This is a genomic window from Embleya sp. NPDC001921 (assembly GCF_053594475.1).
Genome location: NZ_JBSFEO010000003.1, coordinates 90,037 through 107,911, shown reverse-complemented (window position 1 = coordinate 107,911; position 17,875 = coordinate 90,037). Strand labels below are relative to the sequence as shown.

The 17,875-nt window shown below is 69.7% G+C and carries 14 protein-coding genes and 1 pseudogene; 8 read left to right on the top strand and 7 right to left on the bottom strand.

The window, feature by feature from the left end:
• The first annotated feature begins 173 nt into the window (after positions 1-173).
• The 4 genes from ACWCPW_RS03920 (at position 174) to ACWCPW_RS03905 (ending at position 3,294) form a co-directional block, all read left to right on the top strand.
• Entirely contained in the window at positions 174-614 is a 441-nt protein-coding gene (locus ACWCPW_RS03920) for an RNA polymerase sigma factor (protein ID WP_331771136.1), read from the top strand.
• The gene (locus ACWCPW_RS03915; protein WP_449759979.1) at positions 611-1,147 is read left to right on the top strand and encodes a hypothetical protein; all 537 of its coding nucleotides are present in this window, start codon (positions 611-613) and stop codon (positions 1,145-1,147) included. Before ACWCPW_RS03920 ends, ACWCPW_RS03915 begins: the two co-directional genes overlap by 4 nt.
• Before the next feature lie 466 nt (positions 1,148-1,613).
• Positions 1,614-2,723 (top strand): MFS transporter, encoded by a 1,110-nt coding sequence (locus tag ACWCPW_RS03910; RefSeq protein WP_449759978.1) that lies wholly within the window; start codon positions 1,614-1,616, stop codon positions 2,721-2,723.
• A gap of 166 nt (positions 2,724-2,889) precedes the next feature.
• Entirely contained in the window at positions 2,890-3,294 is a 405-nt protein-coding gene (locus tag ACWCPW_RS03905) for a RidA family protein (RefSeq protein WP_449759977.1), read from the top strand.
• Positions 3,295-3,392: 98 nt separating this feature from the next.
• Here ACWCPW_RS03905 and ACWCPW_RS03900 read toward each other — a convergent pair whose 3' ends face one another.
• A complete protein-coding gene (locus ACWCPW_RS03900) occupies positions 3,393-3,563 on the bottom strand; it encodes a hypothetical protein (RefSeq protein WP_449759976.1) in 171 nt (56 codons plus the stop codon).
• Between the two features lie 384 nt (positions 3,564-3,947).
• Between ACWCPW_RS03900 and ACWCPW_RS03895 the strand changes: the two are divergent.
• Positions 3,948-4,505 (top strand): annotated as a pseudogene (locus ACWCPW_RS03895) (transposase); the annotation flags it as partial.
• A 15-nt stretch (positions 4,506-4,520) separates the two neighbouring features.
• Here ACWCPW_RS03895 and ACWCPW_RS03890 read toward each other — a convergent pair.
• The 3 genes from ACWCPW_RS03890 to ACWCPW_RS03880 form a co-directional block, all read right to left on the bottom strand.
• Entirely contained in the window at positions 4,521-4,754 is a 234-nt protein-coding gene (locus ACWCPW_RS03890; RefSeq protein ID WP_449759975.1) for a hypothetical protein, read from the bottom strand.
• Between the two features lie 233 nt (positions 4,755-4,987).
• A complete protein-coding gene (locus ACWCPW_RS03885) occupies positions 4,988-5,557 on the bottom strand; it encodes a GNAT family N-acetyltransferase (protein ID WP_449759974.1) in 570 nt (189 codons plus the stop codon).
• A 368-nt stretch (positions 5,558-5,925) separates the two neighbouring features.
• Positions 5,926-6,900 carry a helix-turn-helix transcriptional regulator gene (locus ACWCPW_RS03880; protein ID WP_449759973.1) on the bottom strand — a complete coding sequence of 325 codons (975 nt, stop codon included), beginning with the start codon at positions 6,898-6,900 and terminating at the stop codon, positions 5,926-5,928.
• A 140-nt stretch (positions 6,901-7,040) separates the two neighbouring features.
• On the opposite strand from ACWCPW_RS03880, the gene ACWCPW_RS03875 reads away from it, so the two are divergent.
• Positions 7,041-7,436: a RidA family protein gene (locus ACWCPW_RS03875; RefSeq protein ID WP_449759972.1), complete on the top strand. Its 396-nt coding sequence runs from the start codon at positions 7,041-7,043 to the stop codon at positions 7,434-7,436.
• 84 nt (positions 7,437-7,520) lie between these two features.
• On the opposite strand, the gene ACWCPW_RS03870 is transcribed toward ACWCPW_RS03875, so the two are convergent.
• Positions 7,521-8,348, bottom strand: coding sequence for an SDR family oxidoreductase (locus tag ACWCPW_RS03870; protein ID WP_449760213.1), 828 nt, complete (start codon positions 8,346-8,348; stop codon positions 7,521-7,523).
• A 4,403-nt stretch (positions 8,349-12,751) separates the two neighbouring features.
• Between ACWCPW_RS03870 and ACWCPW_RS03865 the strand changes: the two genes are divergently transcribed.
• Positions 12,752-13,579 (top strand): ParA family protein, encoded by an 828-nt coding sequence (locus ACWCPW_RS03865; protein ID WP_078980120.1) that lies wholly within the window; start codon positions 12,752-12,754, stop codon positions 13,577-13,579.
• A complete protein-coding gene (locus ACWCPW_RS03860) occupies positions 13,579-14,871 on the top strand; it encodes a hypothetical protein (RefSeq protein ID WP_449759971.1) in 1,293 nt (430 codons plus the stop codon). Before ACWCPW_RS03865 ends, ACWCPW_RS03860 begins: the two co-directional genes overlap by 1 nt.
• Before the next feature lie 247 nt (positions 14,872-15,118).
• On the opposite strand, the gene ACWCPW_RS03855 is transcribed toward ACWCPW_RS03860, so the two are convergent.
• Together ACWCPW_RS03855 and ACWCPW_RS03850 are read right to left on the bottom strand one after the other, a co-directional pair.
• Positions 15,119-17,011: a hypothetical protein gene (locus ACWCPW_RS03855; RefSeq protein ID WP_449759970.1), complete on the bottom strand. Its 1,893-nt coding sequence runs from the start codon at positions 17,009-17,011 to the stop codon at positions 15,119-15,121.
• Positions 17,012-17,398: 387 nt separating this feature from the next.
• Positions 17,399-17,866, bottom strand: coding sequence for a hypothetical protein (locus ACWCPW_RS03850; RefSeq protein WP_020554288.1), 468 nt, complete (start codon positions 17,864-17,866; stop codon positions 17,399-17,401).
• Positions 17,867-17,875: the final 9 nt, after the last annotated feature.

Sequence of the window (17,875 nt, the reverse complement as noted above, 5' to 3'; positions counted from 1 at the left end):
GAACCACCACAGACTCGAAACCCGAAGCCCCGACAACCCGAGAGCGAACGACCCGAAAGCAGACGACCCGAAAGCAGACGCCCAAGGACCAACGAACCCAAGACCAGCCAACCGACCGTCGCACGCGCGGCGTCGCCCTCGCGCGCGCCGCCCGCCGCGGCGACACCATCGCGATGAGCGACCTGCTCGATCACCTGATCCCCTACGTCACCACCATCTGCGGCCCGATCGCCCTCGACGCCCGCCAGGACGCGGTCCAGGAAACCCTGGTCGTCGTCTTCCGCGCGCTGCGCACCCTGGACGAACCGGAGGCGCTGTACGGCTGGGTCCGCGCGATCGCGGCCCGCGAGGCGGTCCGCATCGCCCGCCGCGCCGGCCGCGACACCCCCGTCGAATCGACCGAACTCCCCGCACCGGGCGACCCCCAACTCGCCGCCGACATCAACGACGTACTGGCCAGGCTCTCCCCCGAGCACCGCGCCGTACTGGTCCTGCGCGACGTCGAGGGTCTGGACGAACAGACCGCCGCCGACCTGCTCGGCGTACCCGAAGGCACCGTCAAGTCCCGGCTGCATCGCGCCCGGGCGGGATTCCGAAGGATGTGGACGGCATGACCGAGCCACTCGACCCGGGCAACATCGGCCCCGACAACGTCGAGTCCGGCAGCGTCCGGCCCGGCCGCGTCGAGTCCGGCGATGTCGACCCCGGCCTCGTCGACGCGGTGGGCCGCCTTCGGGCGCTGACCGCCGGCATCCCCGGCGCGCGCGTCGTCGAGGGTGTGATCCCGGCGCCGTTCGCCGACGTCTGGGCGGTGATGGGCGACCTGGAAGACGGCTTCGGCCGGTTCCAACCGGACATGCGCCACGTACGGGTCACCCGACGCGAAGGCGACCGCGTCGAGGCCCACGCGCGCAGCCGCTACGGCATGCGGGCCCGCTTCGACGGCATCCTGCGCCCGGGCTGGTGCTGGCTGCAAAGCCGGTTCGTGATCATCGGCATGGCGGCCGTACCGCAGGGCAACACGACCCGGGTCGCCCTCACCGGCGGCGTACGAGTCCCCGGCCGAGCAGCCATCCTGCCCATCGGCACCACCCGCGAACTTCACCAAGCCCTGACCCGCCTGAACCGAACCGTCACCACCCCCTGACCCCGAGCCACCGCCCTGCGGCAAGGGCGAACGAGCTGGATTCGGAGCGAGACTTGAATTCTGGATGAGGAAGATCCAGAATAAGACCTCGGCGGCAACGGCTCCTCCGCTTCTGCGGATTCGCCGACCAGGGGCAATCCTGCCTGCATCCCCCTCATCGAGGGATGTCCGACGATCTAGATTCTGGATATTGAACATCGTGAATAAGCAGATTCCAAACCCCCGCCCCCGCCCCCGCACCGACTCCGAACTCGAAACCCGAGACCGGTCCGAACCCCGGGACCGGTCCGAAACGGGACCCCGAATCGAGACAACCCGGCCTCGGTCGCGCCCCGACACACCCTCGCAACCGCCACCTCCCACACCACCGCCCCCCTCGCGCACGCCACCTCCATCCCCATCACCCCCGTCGATGCTCCGCGCCTGGCTCGCCGTGAGCGCCGTCGCGCTCGGGATCTTCTCCCTCATGACCTCCGAGTTGCTGCCCGTCGGCCTCCTAACGCCGGTCGGAACCACACTGGACGTCTCCGAGGGCACGGCCGGCCTGATGGTCACCGCCCCCGGGATCGTCGCCGCGTTCGCCGCTCCCGTGATCGCCGTGACCGCCGGCAGGCTGGATCGCCGCGTACTGCTCGCCGCGCTGATCGCCCTGGTCGGCATCGCCAACCTGGCCGGCGCCGCGGCACCGAACTTCGCGGTGGTCCTGGTCGCCCGCGTACTGGTCGGCGTCGGGGTCGGCGGATTCTGGGCCATCGCGGGCGGATTGGCGTTGCGCCTGGTACCCCCGGCACAGGTCGCCCGGGCCACCGCCGTGGTCTTCGGCGGCGTGTCCACCGCGTCCGTATTGGGCGTCCCGGCCGGTACTTTGATGGGCGAACTCACCGGCTGGCGCACCGCCTTCGCGGCCGTCGGCGCGCTGGGCCTGGTCGCGCTCGTGGTCCTGGTGTTCCTTCTGCCACCGCTGCCCACGGAACCGTCCGCCCGGCGGATGACATTCCGCGACCTGTCCCGGCTCGGCCGCGACAACCCCGGCGTACGAGCGGGGCTGGCGCTCACGTTCCTGCTGATCACCGGCCACTTCGTCGCGTACACCTTCGTCCGCCCCATCCTGCGGGACGTGGCCGGCGTCGACGACGGCCTGATCGGCGTCCTGCTCCTCGGCTACGGCGTGGCCGGTGTCGCCGGCAACTTCGCGGCGGGCACCCGAGCCTCCCGCGACGCCCGGCGCACACTCCTCGCGATCACCACCGCCCTGACCGTCTCCCTGACCTTGATCGCCCTCCTGCACGACGTCCCGGCGGCCGGCATCGCCCTGCTGATCGTGTGGGGCCTGGCCTACGGCGGCGTACCCGTAAGCCTCCAGACCTGGATGCTCACCGCCGCGCCGAAGGCCACCGAAGCGGCAACATCCCTGTTCGTCGCCGTCTTCAACCTGTCCATTGCGCTCGGCGCACTTCTCGGCGCCCTCGCCGTGGACAACATCGCCATCGCCGCGGCCCCGTGGCTGGGCGCCGCCCTCACCCTCCTCACCGCCCTGACCGCAGCCGCCACCCGCCGCCCGACCACGGACCGATGACGGCTCACCGGCCGCACGAACAACCAGCTCCGAACCACCGGTTCCTGAAGCACCTACTCCGGATCCGGCAACTCCGTAACCACCAGTTCCAGAAGCACCGGTTCCAGAAGCACCGACTCGGAGCCACCGGCTCCGGAACCACCATCACACCTGGGAGAACCAGATCATGAGCAGCTCCATCACCATCACCAACCCGGCCGACCTGCACAACCCGGTGGCATTCGGCTACAGCCACGTCGTCGACGCACCCAATCCCGACCTGGTCTTCATCGCCGGCCAGTACGGCTCCGACCAAACCGGCGCGGTCGACTCGTCGGACTTCGCAACCCAGGTCGTACGCTCCTTCACCAACCTGGGCACCGCGTTGGCCGCAGCAGGCCTGGGCTTCCAGGACGTGGCCCGCCTCGGCACGTTCATCGTCGACCACGACCACGCAAAGCTCGAAGCGCTCCTCGCGGTGATCACCCGCATCTGGGGCGACAAGCCCCCGGCCCAAACCCTCCTCGGCGTCGCCGCCCTGGCCCTGCCGGACATGCTCTTCGAGGTCGACGCAGTCGCCGTCCGTCCCTGACCGTCCGAGTCCAATTGGACTCACCGCAAACCCACAAGGCCGTGGCCCGGCACCCCTCGGGGCGCCGGGCCACACACCCGCTCATCCCGCCGTCCTCCCTACACCCGCGGGGCCTCCCACCACGCGGACAACGGACAGACGAAGACGTCCGCCTCGACCAGGCCGGTCGCCTCGCGCCGACAGGCAGCGTTCGCGGCGTTCTGGCCGGCGGCGCCGAGGATGCAGTGCACCAGTACCGAGGCCGCCGTGAACCAACCGGCTTCGGCCACGCCGAGCGCGCGGACCTGCCGACCGATTGCTTTCGAAGACTCGCGGCAGCACCGACCCCCATCGCCTTCTTGGTGGCCTCGCCATGGGGCGCCCGGCCCCCGGAGTCGGCATGACTTTCTCCCCCTGTCGATCGCATGGCCTGGGGGGGTGGTGGGGGTGGTGTCACCGGCTCCGGAGGCATCGACAGACCGCTGACTAGGGGCATGACCACCGGCTTGTCCGCAGGTCGGGAGGCTCTTCGTAATGTGGATGTGGCAATCGGTGCCGTGGGACGGCCGGGCAGCGACAATCGAAGGACGCACGTAATCGAGACCGGCGACATCGGCGTCTTCCTCGGCCTGGACGTCGGCAAGGGTGAACACCACGCCACCGCCGTCACCCCGGCAGAACGACCGGTCGACGACGTCTTCACCGCACTCGACGAGCAGACCGTGGTCGTCCCCGGCACCGACGCCGCCGCGCTGATCGTCCCCAGCCTGACCGGCTCGCTCCACGCCGTCCTCGACCAGCGCAAACTCCTGGCCGCCCGGATCGAGGAACTGCTGGAGGCGCACCCTCTTTCCAGGGTCCTGACCTCGATGCCCGGCATCGGCGTCAGGACCGGAGCCAGGATCCTCATCGACGTCGGAGACGCCGGCTCGTTCCCGTCCGCAGCCCACCTCGCCGCCTACGCCGGCCTCGCCCCGGCAACCCGCAGCTCAGGCTTCTCGATCCGCGGCGAACAACCGTCACGGCGAGGAAACAAGCAGCTCAAACGGGCGTTCTTCCTGTCCGCGTTCGCCGCCTTGGCCGACCCGGCATCCCGCAGCTACGACCGCAAGATCGCCCAGGGCAAGCACCACACCCAAACCCTGCCCTGCCTCGCCCGACGCCGCGCCGACGTCCTGTTCGCGATGCTCCGCGACGGCACCTTCTACGAACCCCGACCCGCCGCGGCATGACGCCGCATCGACAGGTCAGTCTTCCGGGCGAAGCCGCTCTCGAGCGGCCTCAAGCCGTTGGTTGTAGTCAGGCGCGAACAGCTCGGGCAGCGCCTTGTCCAGTGTTCCGGCGATTCGATGGACCGGCGCCCACACCGCCGGGTCATCCACGACACGGCTGAGGTTGGTCATCTGGAGCCGATACAGCCAGTCCGACCGCACCAGTGCCTCGTCATTCGTCAGCGTGATCGTCACCTGACCATCACCCATGCACACCCCCACAGCTCGACCCCGATCACACGAACCTACTGACCTCCGACCTTGACCAAACACATAGGGGCACCCCAAGGGCTGCGGGAGAGTTGCGTGGCGAGCCACGGGTGTTCGTCGATCGCGTCGAACAGGCCGAGCGCGACGAATGCGTACCCGCGCTTCCGAATGGCGCCCCGGGGACGTCGCGTTGGTGTCGAAAGGCCGGAGCCGTGGTCGGTGGGCTCGGAATCTCAGGGGCGGCGAGTGCCGTCGACGGGCGGCGTGGGACGGTTCAGCCGCCAGACCACATCGATCCCGGCACCGGCAGGAGCCACGGGCGGCCTCGCCTGTTCGCGCCGCATTTCGGTGAAGCCCAACCGGCGCGGTATGGCGGCGCTGGTGGTGTTGGCCAGGTCGTGCGAGATTTCCAGGTACTCCACGTCCGGCAGGGTGAACATCTCGGCTATCAGGGCCGCTGTCGCTCTCGTGGCGATGCCTTGTCCCGTGGCGGCGGGGTGCAACCAGTACCCCATGCGCCGACCCCGGGGTTCGGTCCCGCGCGAGGTCTGGCACATGCCGATGGGGGTGCCGTCCTGGGCAATGGCGTAGTTGTACACGTCACCGCTTTCCCACCGCGACTCGGACCTCGCCAGGAGGCCCCGCGTGGTTTCCTCGCTGTGACCGGCGACCCACGGCTCCCAGGGACGCAGATGCTCCAGAGACTCCTCGATCAACGTGAAGGCGGAAGCGAAGTCGCTCTCCCCCCGCCAGCGTCGCAGAACGAAGTCTCCACACTCGATGACCTGCCTCGGTTGCGCCATGACGGCCATGATCGTTCGCAGAACGACTCCCCGCAACGGAGTACGGATAGAACCACCGAACCATCCTCGCGTCCTCGCCACCACCATCCCCGGACCGCCTCGCACGCCCCTGCACCATCCCCCGTCAACGGACCACCAACCACCGCAAAACCGCCCCACCGCCGTCGAACGCCAAGCGGGCGATGCCCACTTCCGCTTCCGCTCGCCGATGGGCAACGAACATCATTCGGTACCGGTTCGGCAGTGCAGTGCAGTGCACGGTTGACAACTCGACCCGACGCGTCGCGATCTCGGTGCGGCCATCCTCGATCCTGCTCGGGCCGGGGACCGTTCAGGAGAACCAGCGCCCGGAATGCGCAAGATCCGGCTCAGAGGGAGTCTCCGTAGCGGGTGGCCATCGCGGCGGCGCGGTTGCGGAGGGCGATGCGCAGCGATTGCGGGGCCAGGGCTTCCCCGTCCATGCCGAGCTGCCACAGGGCCCATTCGGCGTGTCGTGAGTCCTGGAAGGTGACCTCCAGCCGCAGCCGGCCGTCTGCCTCGGCTTCCTCGGCGAGGACGGCCAGCGCGGTGCCCACCAGCTCCTCCCGTCGTGCCGGGTTCACCCTCACCAGCACGGCGACCTGGTCGCCGCCGGTCCGAAACCGCGTGCTGCGCTCCTGCCACGCCCGGTCCAGATCGACCCGGTCCGGTCGCTGTGCCATTTCGGGGAGTTCCTCGGCGGCCAACACCCGTGACAGCCGGTAGGTGCGGTCCGCGCCGGATCTCGTGGCCAGCAGGTAGCCCCGGTCGCGTACGGTGACCAGCCCGATCGGGTCCACCGTGCGCCACTGTGGCGCCTGGCCGGTGGCCGCGTAGTGGATGCGCAGCTTGTGTCCGGCGAGCACCGCACGCCGGATCTCGATCATTGTGGTGTCGGCTACCTCCTCGGCAACCATCCGACGTGAGAGCAGGTCGGTCTCCGGATCGACGAGAAATCGCTGGGCCGCGTCGCTCGCGGTGGCCCGGTGCCCTTCGGGGAGCGCGTCGACCACCTTCCGCATGGCCGACGCGAGCGCCGAGCCGAGGCCGAATACCAGCTCGCCGCGGCCGGATCCGGCAGTCAACAAGGCGAGGGCCTCGTCGTGGTTCAACCCGGTGAGCTCGGTCCGGAATCCGGGCAACAACGCGAAACCGCCGTGCCGGCCACGTTCGGCATAGACCGGGACGCCGGCCGCGGAGAGCGCCTCGATGTCGCGCAGCACAGTACGGGTGGATACCCCCAACTCGCGGGCCAGCGTGTCCGCGGTCAACCGCCCGCGCTGGCGCAGTAGGAGCACCAGCGAAACCAATCGGTCGGCGCGCATGCGAAAACTCTAACGAAATACATGACCAAGGGTGTCGTGATTTGTTGAGAGGCTCGTCAACGTGACGTCGAAGTCGGCGGCTACCGAGCCGATGGACGAACGCACTCCCCATGAATCGCATCGAATGGAGCTACGAAGCAATGGAACGAACGGCTGTCAACCCGGTGACATGGTCGGTGGACATGGGGTTCAACCAGGGTGAGGTCGTCTCCGGACAGACACGAACCCTGTACATCTCGGGCCAGACCGCGATGAGCAGCGACGGAAAGCCCCAGCACGACGGGGACATGGCGGCGCAGTTGACGCTGAGCATCGACAACCTGGAGGCCGTACTCGGCGAGGCCGGCATGTCCCTCGCGAACCTGATCCGGCTCAACGTCTACACGACCGACGTCGATCTGCTCTTCCAGCACTACGGCGGCCTGGCGGCGCGGTTGGGCGCCGCCGGGGTGGCGCCGACCACCACGATGCTCGGGGTGACGCGACTGGCGATCCCCGGCCAGATGGTCGAACTCGAGGGAACCGCCGTCGCGTGATGTGACTTCGCCGCCCTGCTGCTCGTGCCGGTCGAACCGGCACGAGCAGCAGGCAGGTTGGTGATGTCGGGAAAGGCGTGCGAGTCAGTGCTCGGGGCGTAGGAAGTCGCGGGCGCCGCGCAGCGTGGTGTGCAACGTGCGCTGCGTCCGGGTGCTGTCCAAACGGACGTCCAGTGGCCCTTGGGGACCGGTGTCGGCGCGGCGGCCGGCGGTCAATCGGGAGTGGTCGAGTCCGTCGCGGTCGGCGATCAGAACACCGAGTTCATGACGGCTGATCGCATCCGGCCCGGCGAGATGGCACACGCCTGCGCGGTCGGAGGTGGTCAGCTCCAGAATGGCCCGGCCAAGGTCGGTGATGTGAACGGGGCACCGGATGTCATCGGTGAACAGCACGCCATTTCGTCGCCCGGTGGCCAGATCGTGGATGAGCGCCTCGTGCTCGGAGCCACCGTTGCCGATGATCAACGAGGTGCGGGCGATGAGAGCGGCCGGGGCGAATAGCCGGATCGCCGTTTCGGCCGCAGCCTTCGCAGCCCCGTAGGCGGTAGTCGGATCCGGTGTGGCGGATTCGTCGTAGCGGACGTCGCTGCCGGAGAAGACGGCGTCACTGGATACGTGTACCAACCGGGATCCGTGCCGGATGGCGGCCATCGCCAGGCGGATCGCGCCGTCGGCCGTGGTTGCCCAGTCGGCCTTGCGAGAGGCCGCGTTGATGACGACGTCCGGCTGGACCCGCCCGAGCGCCGACGTGATCTCCTCGCTGCGGCGCAGGTCGAGGGGCAGCCAGGCAACACCGGGGATGTCGCCGGCGGTGGTGGCGAAGGTCGCCGTCACGGCGTGTCCGGTCGTCACCGCCCGCCGGGCCAACTCGCGGCCAAGGAAACCACTGCCGCCTACGATCAGGATGTTCATCACCCGCCACGTTACGGTTCCGCGTTTCGTCATGAAATCCGGATGCCGGGACGATCCGACGGTCAGCATCTCGCAAGAGAACTCGGAGTCCCACCACAACTCGTCATGAAGGACGCACTGGTTCACCTGCCTCACCGCCATGCCGCCGCAAGCTCCTCACATCAGATCAAGCCAGGCATCGTCTCGGCCATCGGGACAAGGCTCTGACCTGCGACGATGTCCCAGATGGCGCTCTGAGGGGCTGATTTGAGGGAGCACAGGGAATCACACCGGGCGTCAGCGGATCGCGCCGCACGCGGGAATTCGAAGAAAAGCGCAGGTCAGACGGGGTGTACGAGCTGGTGATCGGGTTTCTTCCGTAAATCTCGCCCTGGGAAGACGACCACGAGCGCCGGCCTGAACCCGCTCCTGAGTTTGCCGCCACGTCGTCGCTGCGGGCACTCGGCTTCGGGGTGGCATACAACTGGCGAACCCGGAGGCGATCCGGATCCTCGAATCCTGTGCGTGTCGTGCCAGGGTGCGACATCGAGAGCTGTCTCCGCCGCCCTCGGTACGAGCTGGGGTCGGCTCATCGTTGTCGTCCCGGTCCGGCCGGAGTTGTCGTGGCGAACCGCAGAGCACGGTGCCTTTCGGGGGAGTTGGTGACGGACTGACCCCTCGGCCTTGCCTGCGATGGGGCGGTTTCCCTCATCAGCCTTGCCTCGGCCGTGGCCTCCCGCAGAACGCAATGTGCACATCGTCGCATCGGCGAAGTGTTGGCGACGGGATGTCACGGCGCCCCCGGCCTTGGGACTGGGCTTCGTGGTTTGGCGCCCAAGTGTGCGTGCGGCCTCGGCGTGACTCGGCACACTGCCGGCTTGAGGTGGGCGGGTGCGCTCGATCACGGCTCCGGCAATGAGCGGGAAGGGGTGGAGCGATGGGGGAGTGGGCTGAAGTTGGTCGGGCGGTAGCCGCCACCAGCGGGTCCGTCTCGTCCGGGCGGGCGTGGATGATGGCAGCGGTGACAGGGTCGTAGTTGTTTGAAGGGCCTGTCGGCTGGGCCCCGCGAGCGGCTTGCCACGGGTCTGTGGGCGGATGTGCGCACACCCCGTCCACGCCGACGGGCCTTCAGCGATGTATGGGGCAAGCTCGTGGGCGACGTTTCGTGGGTGCGATTTGCTCATCCGGGCGCGTCGAGGCGGGTTTGCCTATGCGGACCGAATGATGGCCTTCCGGTCAGGAGCGGCCTTGGGCACGGATTCCTCTGGGTTCGGCGGAGTCGAGCCCGCGTAGTCTTCAGCCGTGCCCTGGATGCGAGGTGCCTCGTGACCGTGAAGCGCGTCGCCTGGCGACGCTCCAGCGGCAGTGTTGACATGTTCTTGGCAGCGGAGCCTCTACGACATCGGCGGGCCAAGGCGAAGACGGGGGATGTTGGCGGAGTACGCGTGGCCCCGGTCGAGCCGGCCAGTCGGACTCGGACTACGCGGAGGGTGGGAGTGGCCGTCTACGTCCCGGCTTCCGATTGGGGCCGATGAATGACGCGCATCCGGAGGCACTCGCCCGATGCTTCTGAGGCAAAGGTCACGGGCCGGTCAGCAAGGCTTGTGGGTCACCTGCTGCATTGAGATGGCGCCTCTGACCTGCATATTTCACAAGTTCACAACTCATGCAACAGAACATGGGACGGAGTCTAAAGCGGAGCATGTGCATAAGCTTGTTCTGTATGGTGTTTGGCTAGATGCTCTGGGAGATATTCGCCGAGATGTTCGTTAGGTTGCATGAGGACAAGTGCTTGGAGTCGCAACGGGGTATGTTCGAGGGACTGCAACACTAAAACGGCGGCTGTGCGGGCGGGTGTGCGGGCGTTTGTTGCGGTGGATGTGCGGGTGGACGCATGGGCGTATGGATGGGTCTGTGAATCTGCGGTCGGGTGCACGGATCGATGGGCGGTCCTACGGTCGGGCGTGCGTATCTGTCTACGGACGTGCGGATCTATGAATGTTGCACTGGGCGGGCAGACGTGCGGTCGGGTGTACCGATGGGCGGACGGATGTGCCTGTGGGCGTTTCTGTGGATGTGCCTGTGTGCGGATGGATGGACGGCTGTAGGGGTGGATGTTCGGATCGATGGGCGTTCGGGCGGAGCGGTGGTTGTGCGGATGGATCACCGTGTGTGCGGGTGGATCGATCGACGGATGCCTGTATGAACGTGCGGGTGGCCGGGCCGGTGTGCGGCCGGGCGGGCGTGTCTTCGGGTGGGCAGGTGTAGGGATGTGCCTGCGGGCAGAACGGTGGTTGGACGGGCGTGCGGTCGGACGAAACGGCGGGCGTACGGGTGAGTGGGTCTGCGGATGGATGGATACCTGGGTGGGTGATCGTGCGGGCGGACGTCTGGGCGGGCGGGTGTTGGAGCGGACGGGCGTGCGGACGGATGGGCATGCGGACGGTCGGAACGACGGGTGGGCCTGCGTACGGATGAGACGACGTACGGGCGGATCGGTGCCCGGGCGCACAGGACGATGGGCGCACGTGCGGGTGGGCGGAACTGTCGAGCGGTGGCCGGGCGGAGGGGCCGGTCTACGGCCGGATCGCTCTTCCTGACCGGCGACGGGCGTGCGGCCGGAACAACGGGCGTGCGGCCGACCGGGTGTGCCTGCGGACCGGTCGATCGGCCGGTCCATGGGCCGTCGGGCGTGCGTTCGCCTCTCCGGACGGGCCTGCGTACGGCGCGATCCGACAGTCTTGCGAGCAACCGGCCTTGCGATCAACCGGCCTGCGGATCACGGAACAGCCGGCGCGCTGTGCGGCCGACGCGGCGGAACGCTCGAACGACGTCGCGAGCGAACGACCGACGGGCGGAGGGGCGCTCGTTCGGGTCGATCGTCGACTCGGCGGACGGCCGACACACGCAAGCTCGCAACGCGCGTGCGGCCCTGCGGCCGGGGCGGCCCCTCGGTGCCTCTGTGGCGGCCGGGACGGGCGGAACGCACATCCGAGCATCGGGACAAGCGCTGTGCGGCTCTCACACTCGACAGAGCGCTCCGCTCCGCGCACGACGGCGGGCTCGACCGGCAGATGCGCGGGCGGACGAACAGGCGGACAGGCGGAACCACGGGCCCGGCCCTCGATCGGTGGGCGAGGTTGCGGCCGGAGCGCCGCACCGCCGGAACGACGCATGGGCGAGCGCCCGGGCCACTCCGCGAAGCGCCGCCCGAACAGAACGGCGGACGGACCGGCGGGCGCCAGGTCGAACCGATCACCGGGAGGAATCCGTCACGGGGCGGCGACGAGTGCTCGGTTGCGGCTTGCGCTTGCGCTTGTCCTGGCTCCGGTCTGGGCGCGGGGATGCGAGGGGAAGCTTCGGGTCGTTGTTGATCGCTTCCGTTGGGGGTGGCCCGGGGCAGCGCTGTGCGCCGCGCGTCGGACCCGGGCAGCCGCGCGCCGCTGCCGAGCCCGGCCCCGAGCCCGAGTGCGCGCCGTTCCGGAGCGAACCCCGCAGTGGCCGCCGTCCCCGGAAGCCGCCGGCGGCGCCCGGTTGCGGATCGAGCGCGCCTCGAAGCCGCCGCGGTCGAGGCCCATCCGGGCAGCCCGCCGCTCGGCCGGCCTGGCGGCCGTTGCGGACCCACGCTCACCCGCTCAGCACGCGCGCGGGCGGCCCCGGGACCCGCACGCTCGACCACCCCCGTCCCCTCCAAGCACCGAGTTGCCGGCTGCCCCCACCTCCTCGACACCACCTACCGGCGATGCCGGCCAAGCCGGCTACCTCCGCCAACCCGGCCGAACCGTGCGCGCGTTGTGTGGATGCCCGTAGCAACCGCCGGAGTCGCGACACGCCCGACCGGGCCCCCTCACGGGTGATTTCGGAGGCCCGGTCGGGGGGCCGGTCGAGAGGCGACAGGCCGCGGCGGCGGGGAGGGGGTGTCACCCGCCCGGCCAATCGGGGTCGGGGGTGCGGGGTGAGGCGTCCATCCGAGCGGTGAGCGCCGGCCCGTTCGGGCGGTGTCCAGGAGATGGTCCGGGTCGACGATTCGCCCTGTGTCTCGATATGTCGAACTGCTGCCCCATAAATCGAGAGTTCGATCGGCAATTCGTGCGCCAAAAGAGTCTGTTGGGGGCGCTGATTCGCCCGACCAAACGGGTTAACCGGGACATACGGGTGGGTTTTCCGAGTGTCACAGTGAATTTTGGGATTCCGCTGCTAACCTGACAGACAAAACTTAGGTCGGACCCCTCAAGGACGTCTTGAAGGTTCTGCCCGCTAGATCCTGGTTCGTTGCGCTTTCGGACTTCCGACGGAAGTATCGAGCAGCTACCCCGGAGGTACGTCGTCTTCCCTGTCAGGTGCAGTGGACGGCTCTGACAGGCCACCGGGCAGAAACCCGGCTCCCGCAGGCGTTCGGCCGCTCTACCTCGAGAGGACGCACGATGGGTGCAGTAGTGGCGGTGGCCAGCCAGAAGGGGGGTCCCGGGAAGACGACGACGACGGTGAACCTCGCGAGCGCTCTGGCGATCAACGGCTTTCACGCCCTCGTGGTGGACCTCGAGCCGCAGGCCCAGGCCGGCGTCGCGCTCGGCGTGGTCCCGCAGCCCCAGCGCTCGGTCGGCTTCGCGCTGTACGCCCAGTTGAACGGCATGACGCCCGACGTACCGGAGATGATCTTCGACCGCAGCGAACTGCTGAAGTCGTTCGAGACCACCGGCAGCCTCAGCCTCTTCGGCTCTGTGCAGAGCACCATGGTCGACGCGGAGCGCAAGATCGCCGGGATGGACTTCTCCACCACCGGCATCCTGCGGCGCATTCTGGAACCCATCCGCCGTACCCCCACGATCATCCTGATCGACACCCCGCCCAGCGTCAGCGCACTGTCCGCGGTCGCCCTCGCCGCCGCCGACTTCGTGGTCGCCGTGTGCGAACCGCTGTACGCGACCGTCCAGGGCGCCGCGGTGATCAAGGGCCTGACGGCGGCCACCTCCGAGCGCACCCTCGGCGAGTGCGAGCCGCGCTTCCTCGGCACGGTCATCAACAAGGCCAATGCCCCGTCCCGCCGCACCAGCGAGGACGACCAGGTCGAGCAGCGGCTGGCCGACTACGGCCTCGACCCCTTCCAGACGCAGATCCGCCGGGACAGCCGGATCTCGCAGGCGTACGAGATCGGGCGCCCCGTCTGCATAGAGCAACCGAACATCGCCGCGAGCGTTGCCTACACCGAGCTGGCCATCGAACTGTTCGACCGTGTGAAGCAGGCAGCCTGATGACAGACGAGAAGCCCGTGCCCAAGTCGAGGGCCAAAGCCCGAAAGGCCCCCGCCGTCCAGTCGTCGGTCCTGGCGGCTGCGCTGCAGGACGCCATGAACGGCAGCTTCCTGAACTCGGGTACCGATTCGACGGCGGCGCTCCTCGCACAGATGGGCGGTGCCGGCGGCAGCACGTCCGGCGGTACGACCTCGGGACCGCCGTTCAAGAACGCGGCAACCGCCGTACCGGCACCCGAACCCGAGCCGGCGCACGCCCCCGAACCCGAGCCGGTACACGCCGCCGCGGCGCCCGCCGTCGAGGAGGCTCCCGCTCCGGCGGCCGCGCGCGAGGAGGCCCCGCAGACCGCCCAGGCCCCGGTTTCGCCTACGCGCGAGCCGGTCACGGCTGCCGAGCCCACCCCGACGCCCACGCCCGCGCCCGCGGAGCCGACCCCGAAACCGGCGGCGGTGGCCGACCCCCCGACTCCCCGGCCCGAACCCACACCCGAACCCGCTCCCACCCCGGCACCTCACCTCGAGGCGGCCCGGCCCGAGCCGCAGCCCGAGCCGGCCCGCCAGCCGACCGCTCAGCCGACCGCGCAACCGACCGCGCAACCGGCACCCGAGCCGACCCCGCAGCCGGACCCGGACCCGGAGCCCGCGAAAGCCCCCGCCCCCGCCCCGGTTGCCGAAGCCACCCCCCGTGCCGCAGAGCCGGCTCGGACCCCGACGCCCCAGCCGGCGAAGGCATCCGCGCCCGCCAAGGCCCCGGCCGCCCGCGCCCCTCGGCGCAGCGCTCCCGCTCCGGCCCCCGCCGCGCCGGCCACGGTCGGCAGAGGTGCCGCCGGCGAGCAGTCGGCGCACGCGTCGCTGCTCGATAGCTTTCTCGACGCGCGGATAAACTCCAAGGGCTGGGAGACCTGGGGATTCCGGCTCCTGCCCGACGTCAAGGCACGCCTGGGCAAGCGGCTCACGGCCGACAAGCGCTCGTCACAGAACCGGCGGCTGGCGCTCGGCCACTACCTCAACGCCGCCTTGCTCGAACTCCCCGAGGACAACGACGAGCAGATCGAGATGATCCGCTCGTTCCTGCGTGCCAGGGGCGGTATCACCGACCCGAGCCAGTCCTCCAGCTACCGGGTCAGCCCGGCCGTGTACGAACTCGCGCGCGACCTCGACACCGAGCTCACCGCGACCGAGAAGCGTGGCCTGGTCGTCTACCTGTTCTCGGCCGCCGTCGAACTGTTCCTCGAACGCCTCGACGCCGAGGGTGCCCTCGGCCGCCCCGAGATCTTCTCGCCCCAGCAGTAACCCGCCGTCGGCGGGTATGGAGGCCATCCAGTCCCCCGTGCCCGCCGACGGCGCACTCATGTGCCCCTCCATGAGCACGAGCACGAGCACGGGCGCGCAGGCGCCGAACCCGATCGAGCGGCAACCCACGTGCCTTCCCCGCGCGATCGCCGGCCACGCCCCGATCACCGCAAAGTCGCTGAGCGGCCCGCTGAGGCCTTCACAGGCCCCGAGGCCACCGAACTCCCGCCGGCCGCCCCGAAGACGCTCAGAAGGCCGGTTGAAGGGCTCGGCACGCGCTTCCCGCAGCCTCCCGGTCCTCGCGGCATTCGGCGCAGACCCCGTCCTCTCGCAGCCCCCGAACCGCCCGGTCGCAGTCGTCGCAGGTGCCGATCGGCAGCGGAGCCGGCGTCCGTCGGGCCGGCACGACCGGGGCCTCGGCTTGCCGGGACCGGTACGCGGCACGCCGCTCGGCACCGAAGCGGTCGTCCGCCGCCGCCCGCCGATCCTCGTCCCGGCGGGCGCAGTTGCGGCACGCGTACGGGTCGCCGTCCACGCCGACGCCGGGACCGGTCGCGGGCAGCCACAGGCGGCCGTCTTCGCAGTTCGGGTCGGCGCAGCCACGCCGGGCCAGTCCGCGACCGTCCAGCCAGCCCACGGGGCTCCGGACGGCCCCTTCCTGGGTCCGCCAGCGGTCCGCCAGCCGGGCGAAGACCCGGTCCGCGTCCCCGACTTCGGCCACGGCCCGGTCCACCAGACCAGCGGCGAGAACCCGCTGTCCGGTGCTCATCCTGGCCACCAGCGGGCCGATTCCGGCGAACGCCTTCGCCGCCGTCGCGGAGATGGTGGTCCGGTGGTTCGCCGTCGTCACGTGTCGAGTTCGACGGGGTTCCGCCGGAGGCGTCCCATTCGCAGGGGTCGTCGTGGGAGCCGATCGCGGGCCTGTCGCGGACTCGCGCCCGTCTACTCCGCAGGACGCCCTCCGGGCGGAACCCCCTCGGGAGTCCGCGTTCATCTGTAGGTCAATCGGAGTGTCTTCCTTATACGTGACGGAGGTCCCAACCCCCTGCGCACCCGACGTCCATTGACCCTCCGCACATAGGCTCCGACCTGCCGAAATACCGTTCCAGGCCGACTCGGACGGGCCCACGACACCGGTTCGCGAAGTCCCCTCCGAGGGCATCGCGGAACGCGCCGGGGGAAGCATCGCGGCAACCGCTCGCGACTCCCCCGCGGCGATGTCACGGACGGCCCCGACCGCCCCGACGGCCCCGACCGATTCGGCGTTCCCGCTCGCCCGGCGGGCCTCGCTCGTTGCATCAACCTCCCCCGCAGGCTCTCCCCCCGGCTCTTCCTCGCTCCCCTCCGCGGAGAATTCCGCACTGCCTTGCTCGGCGAGTTCCGCGCCGTCCTCCCGGGTGCCCTCCGCGACCCCCTCCTCGGAGAAATCTCCGGCGAAGATGTCCACCGCCTCGGCCGCCTCGGTGTCCACACCCGCGGTCGCCGCCGACTCGTGGTCGCTCGGGTGCTCGAACGGTCGGAGCGGCACGAGCATGTTGCGGCCCTGCCACCCCTCGCGGCGGCCCACCTCCACCCAGCCCCAGCGTTCCAGGTCGGAGACCACGCCGCGGGCCGCGCGAACGCTCACCGGCTCGCCGATCCGGCGTCCGGACTGGTGCCGGAGTACGTCGGCGAGCTCCGCGTAGGTCAGGTGGTGACCCCGGGCCCGGGCGTAGCAGATGACCGCGTACGCCCGTGCGTGTCGGTGCGGCACCGCGCCCAGGAGGGCCACGGGCACCATCACCCACGGCTCGCCCTTCTCCGGCGTGCGCAGCCGGCGAACGGCCGAAGTCCCGGTCCCGGAAGGCTTGGTGCGACGTACGACGGTCAGTTCCTCGCCGGCGGTGAGCTGCTTCTGCGCGGCGTACAGGGACGACGGGGCCTTGAGTGCGACCCGGCCGTCGGGCTGGGTCACCGAGCGCACGGTCAGGCCCAGGTAGCGGGCGATGGTGGTCAGGTCGGCGATGCAGCCGGGCTGGTTCGGGCCGGCCGCGAGATGGCCGACCTTGGCGGCGAAGACGAAGGCCAGGTCGCTGTACGCCTCGCCGGTCACCACACACAGCGGGACCTTGACGGAGGCGCGGCGGACCGAGTCCGGCATGGTCGGATCGACGCCTCGGGCGCCACCGACGCGAACCCGCGCGGCGCGCAAGGCGGCGCGGACCCGAGCCTGCATCGTGAATCCAGAGGATTCGGGCACACTTGAAGAGGGCAAGGACCTGGCTGAAGACAGCACTGGGCCTGCCTCGGGGATCGCAGGTATGATCTGCTCCTGAAGCTGGTGAAGAGAAAGAGGTAGGGGTGACCCGACCGTTCGGCGCGTGGAAGTACCGGAACGGCTGGGTCTCACTGTTCGGTTGTGTAAGCGGCCGACAGGCCTCCTTTCTCCGACGGCGCCCTTAGGGGCGCTGAGCTGCGAGCGAGTGGACTAGGGCTGGACTCCTAGGCCACTCGCTCTGCTTTTGCGGCCGAATCTGCCGCGGGGTGGTCAGGCGGCACCGTGGCGTCGTCCGACCTGCTCCTGTTCGGCGGCGAGGGCCCGCAGAGCCTGCTGGGCCCACGCGCCGAGCGTGAGGTACTGGTAAGGCGTGTTCTCTTCGACGAACCGCAGCGCGAGCGCGGCGTGTTCACTCGGTCGAACGGCCAGGTCGGCACCCGAGGGATGCACGTAGAGGCCGGTCATCGGGTCGACATCGGCGAGATCGCCCACTCGTGAGTGCTCGATGGCCAGGTGCTCCCACAGGCGCAGGCGTTGTGGCGTGTTGCGCGCATAGTTCTCGCCCGGCCAGCTGATCCTTCGCAAAGCCTCGAAGGTGAGCAGGGGCAATACGTCGCTGGGCGAGAGCACCGTCGGGTGCAGCACGTTTCGGTCCCGTGCCTCGTAGCCCACCTTGCTGGGCAGACCCGCGATGGCCGCGAGCCTCGCCACGGTCCAACGCTCCCGGGAAGTGGCCATGACCGTCCT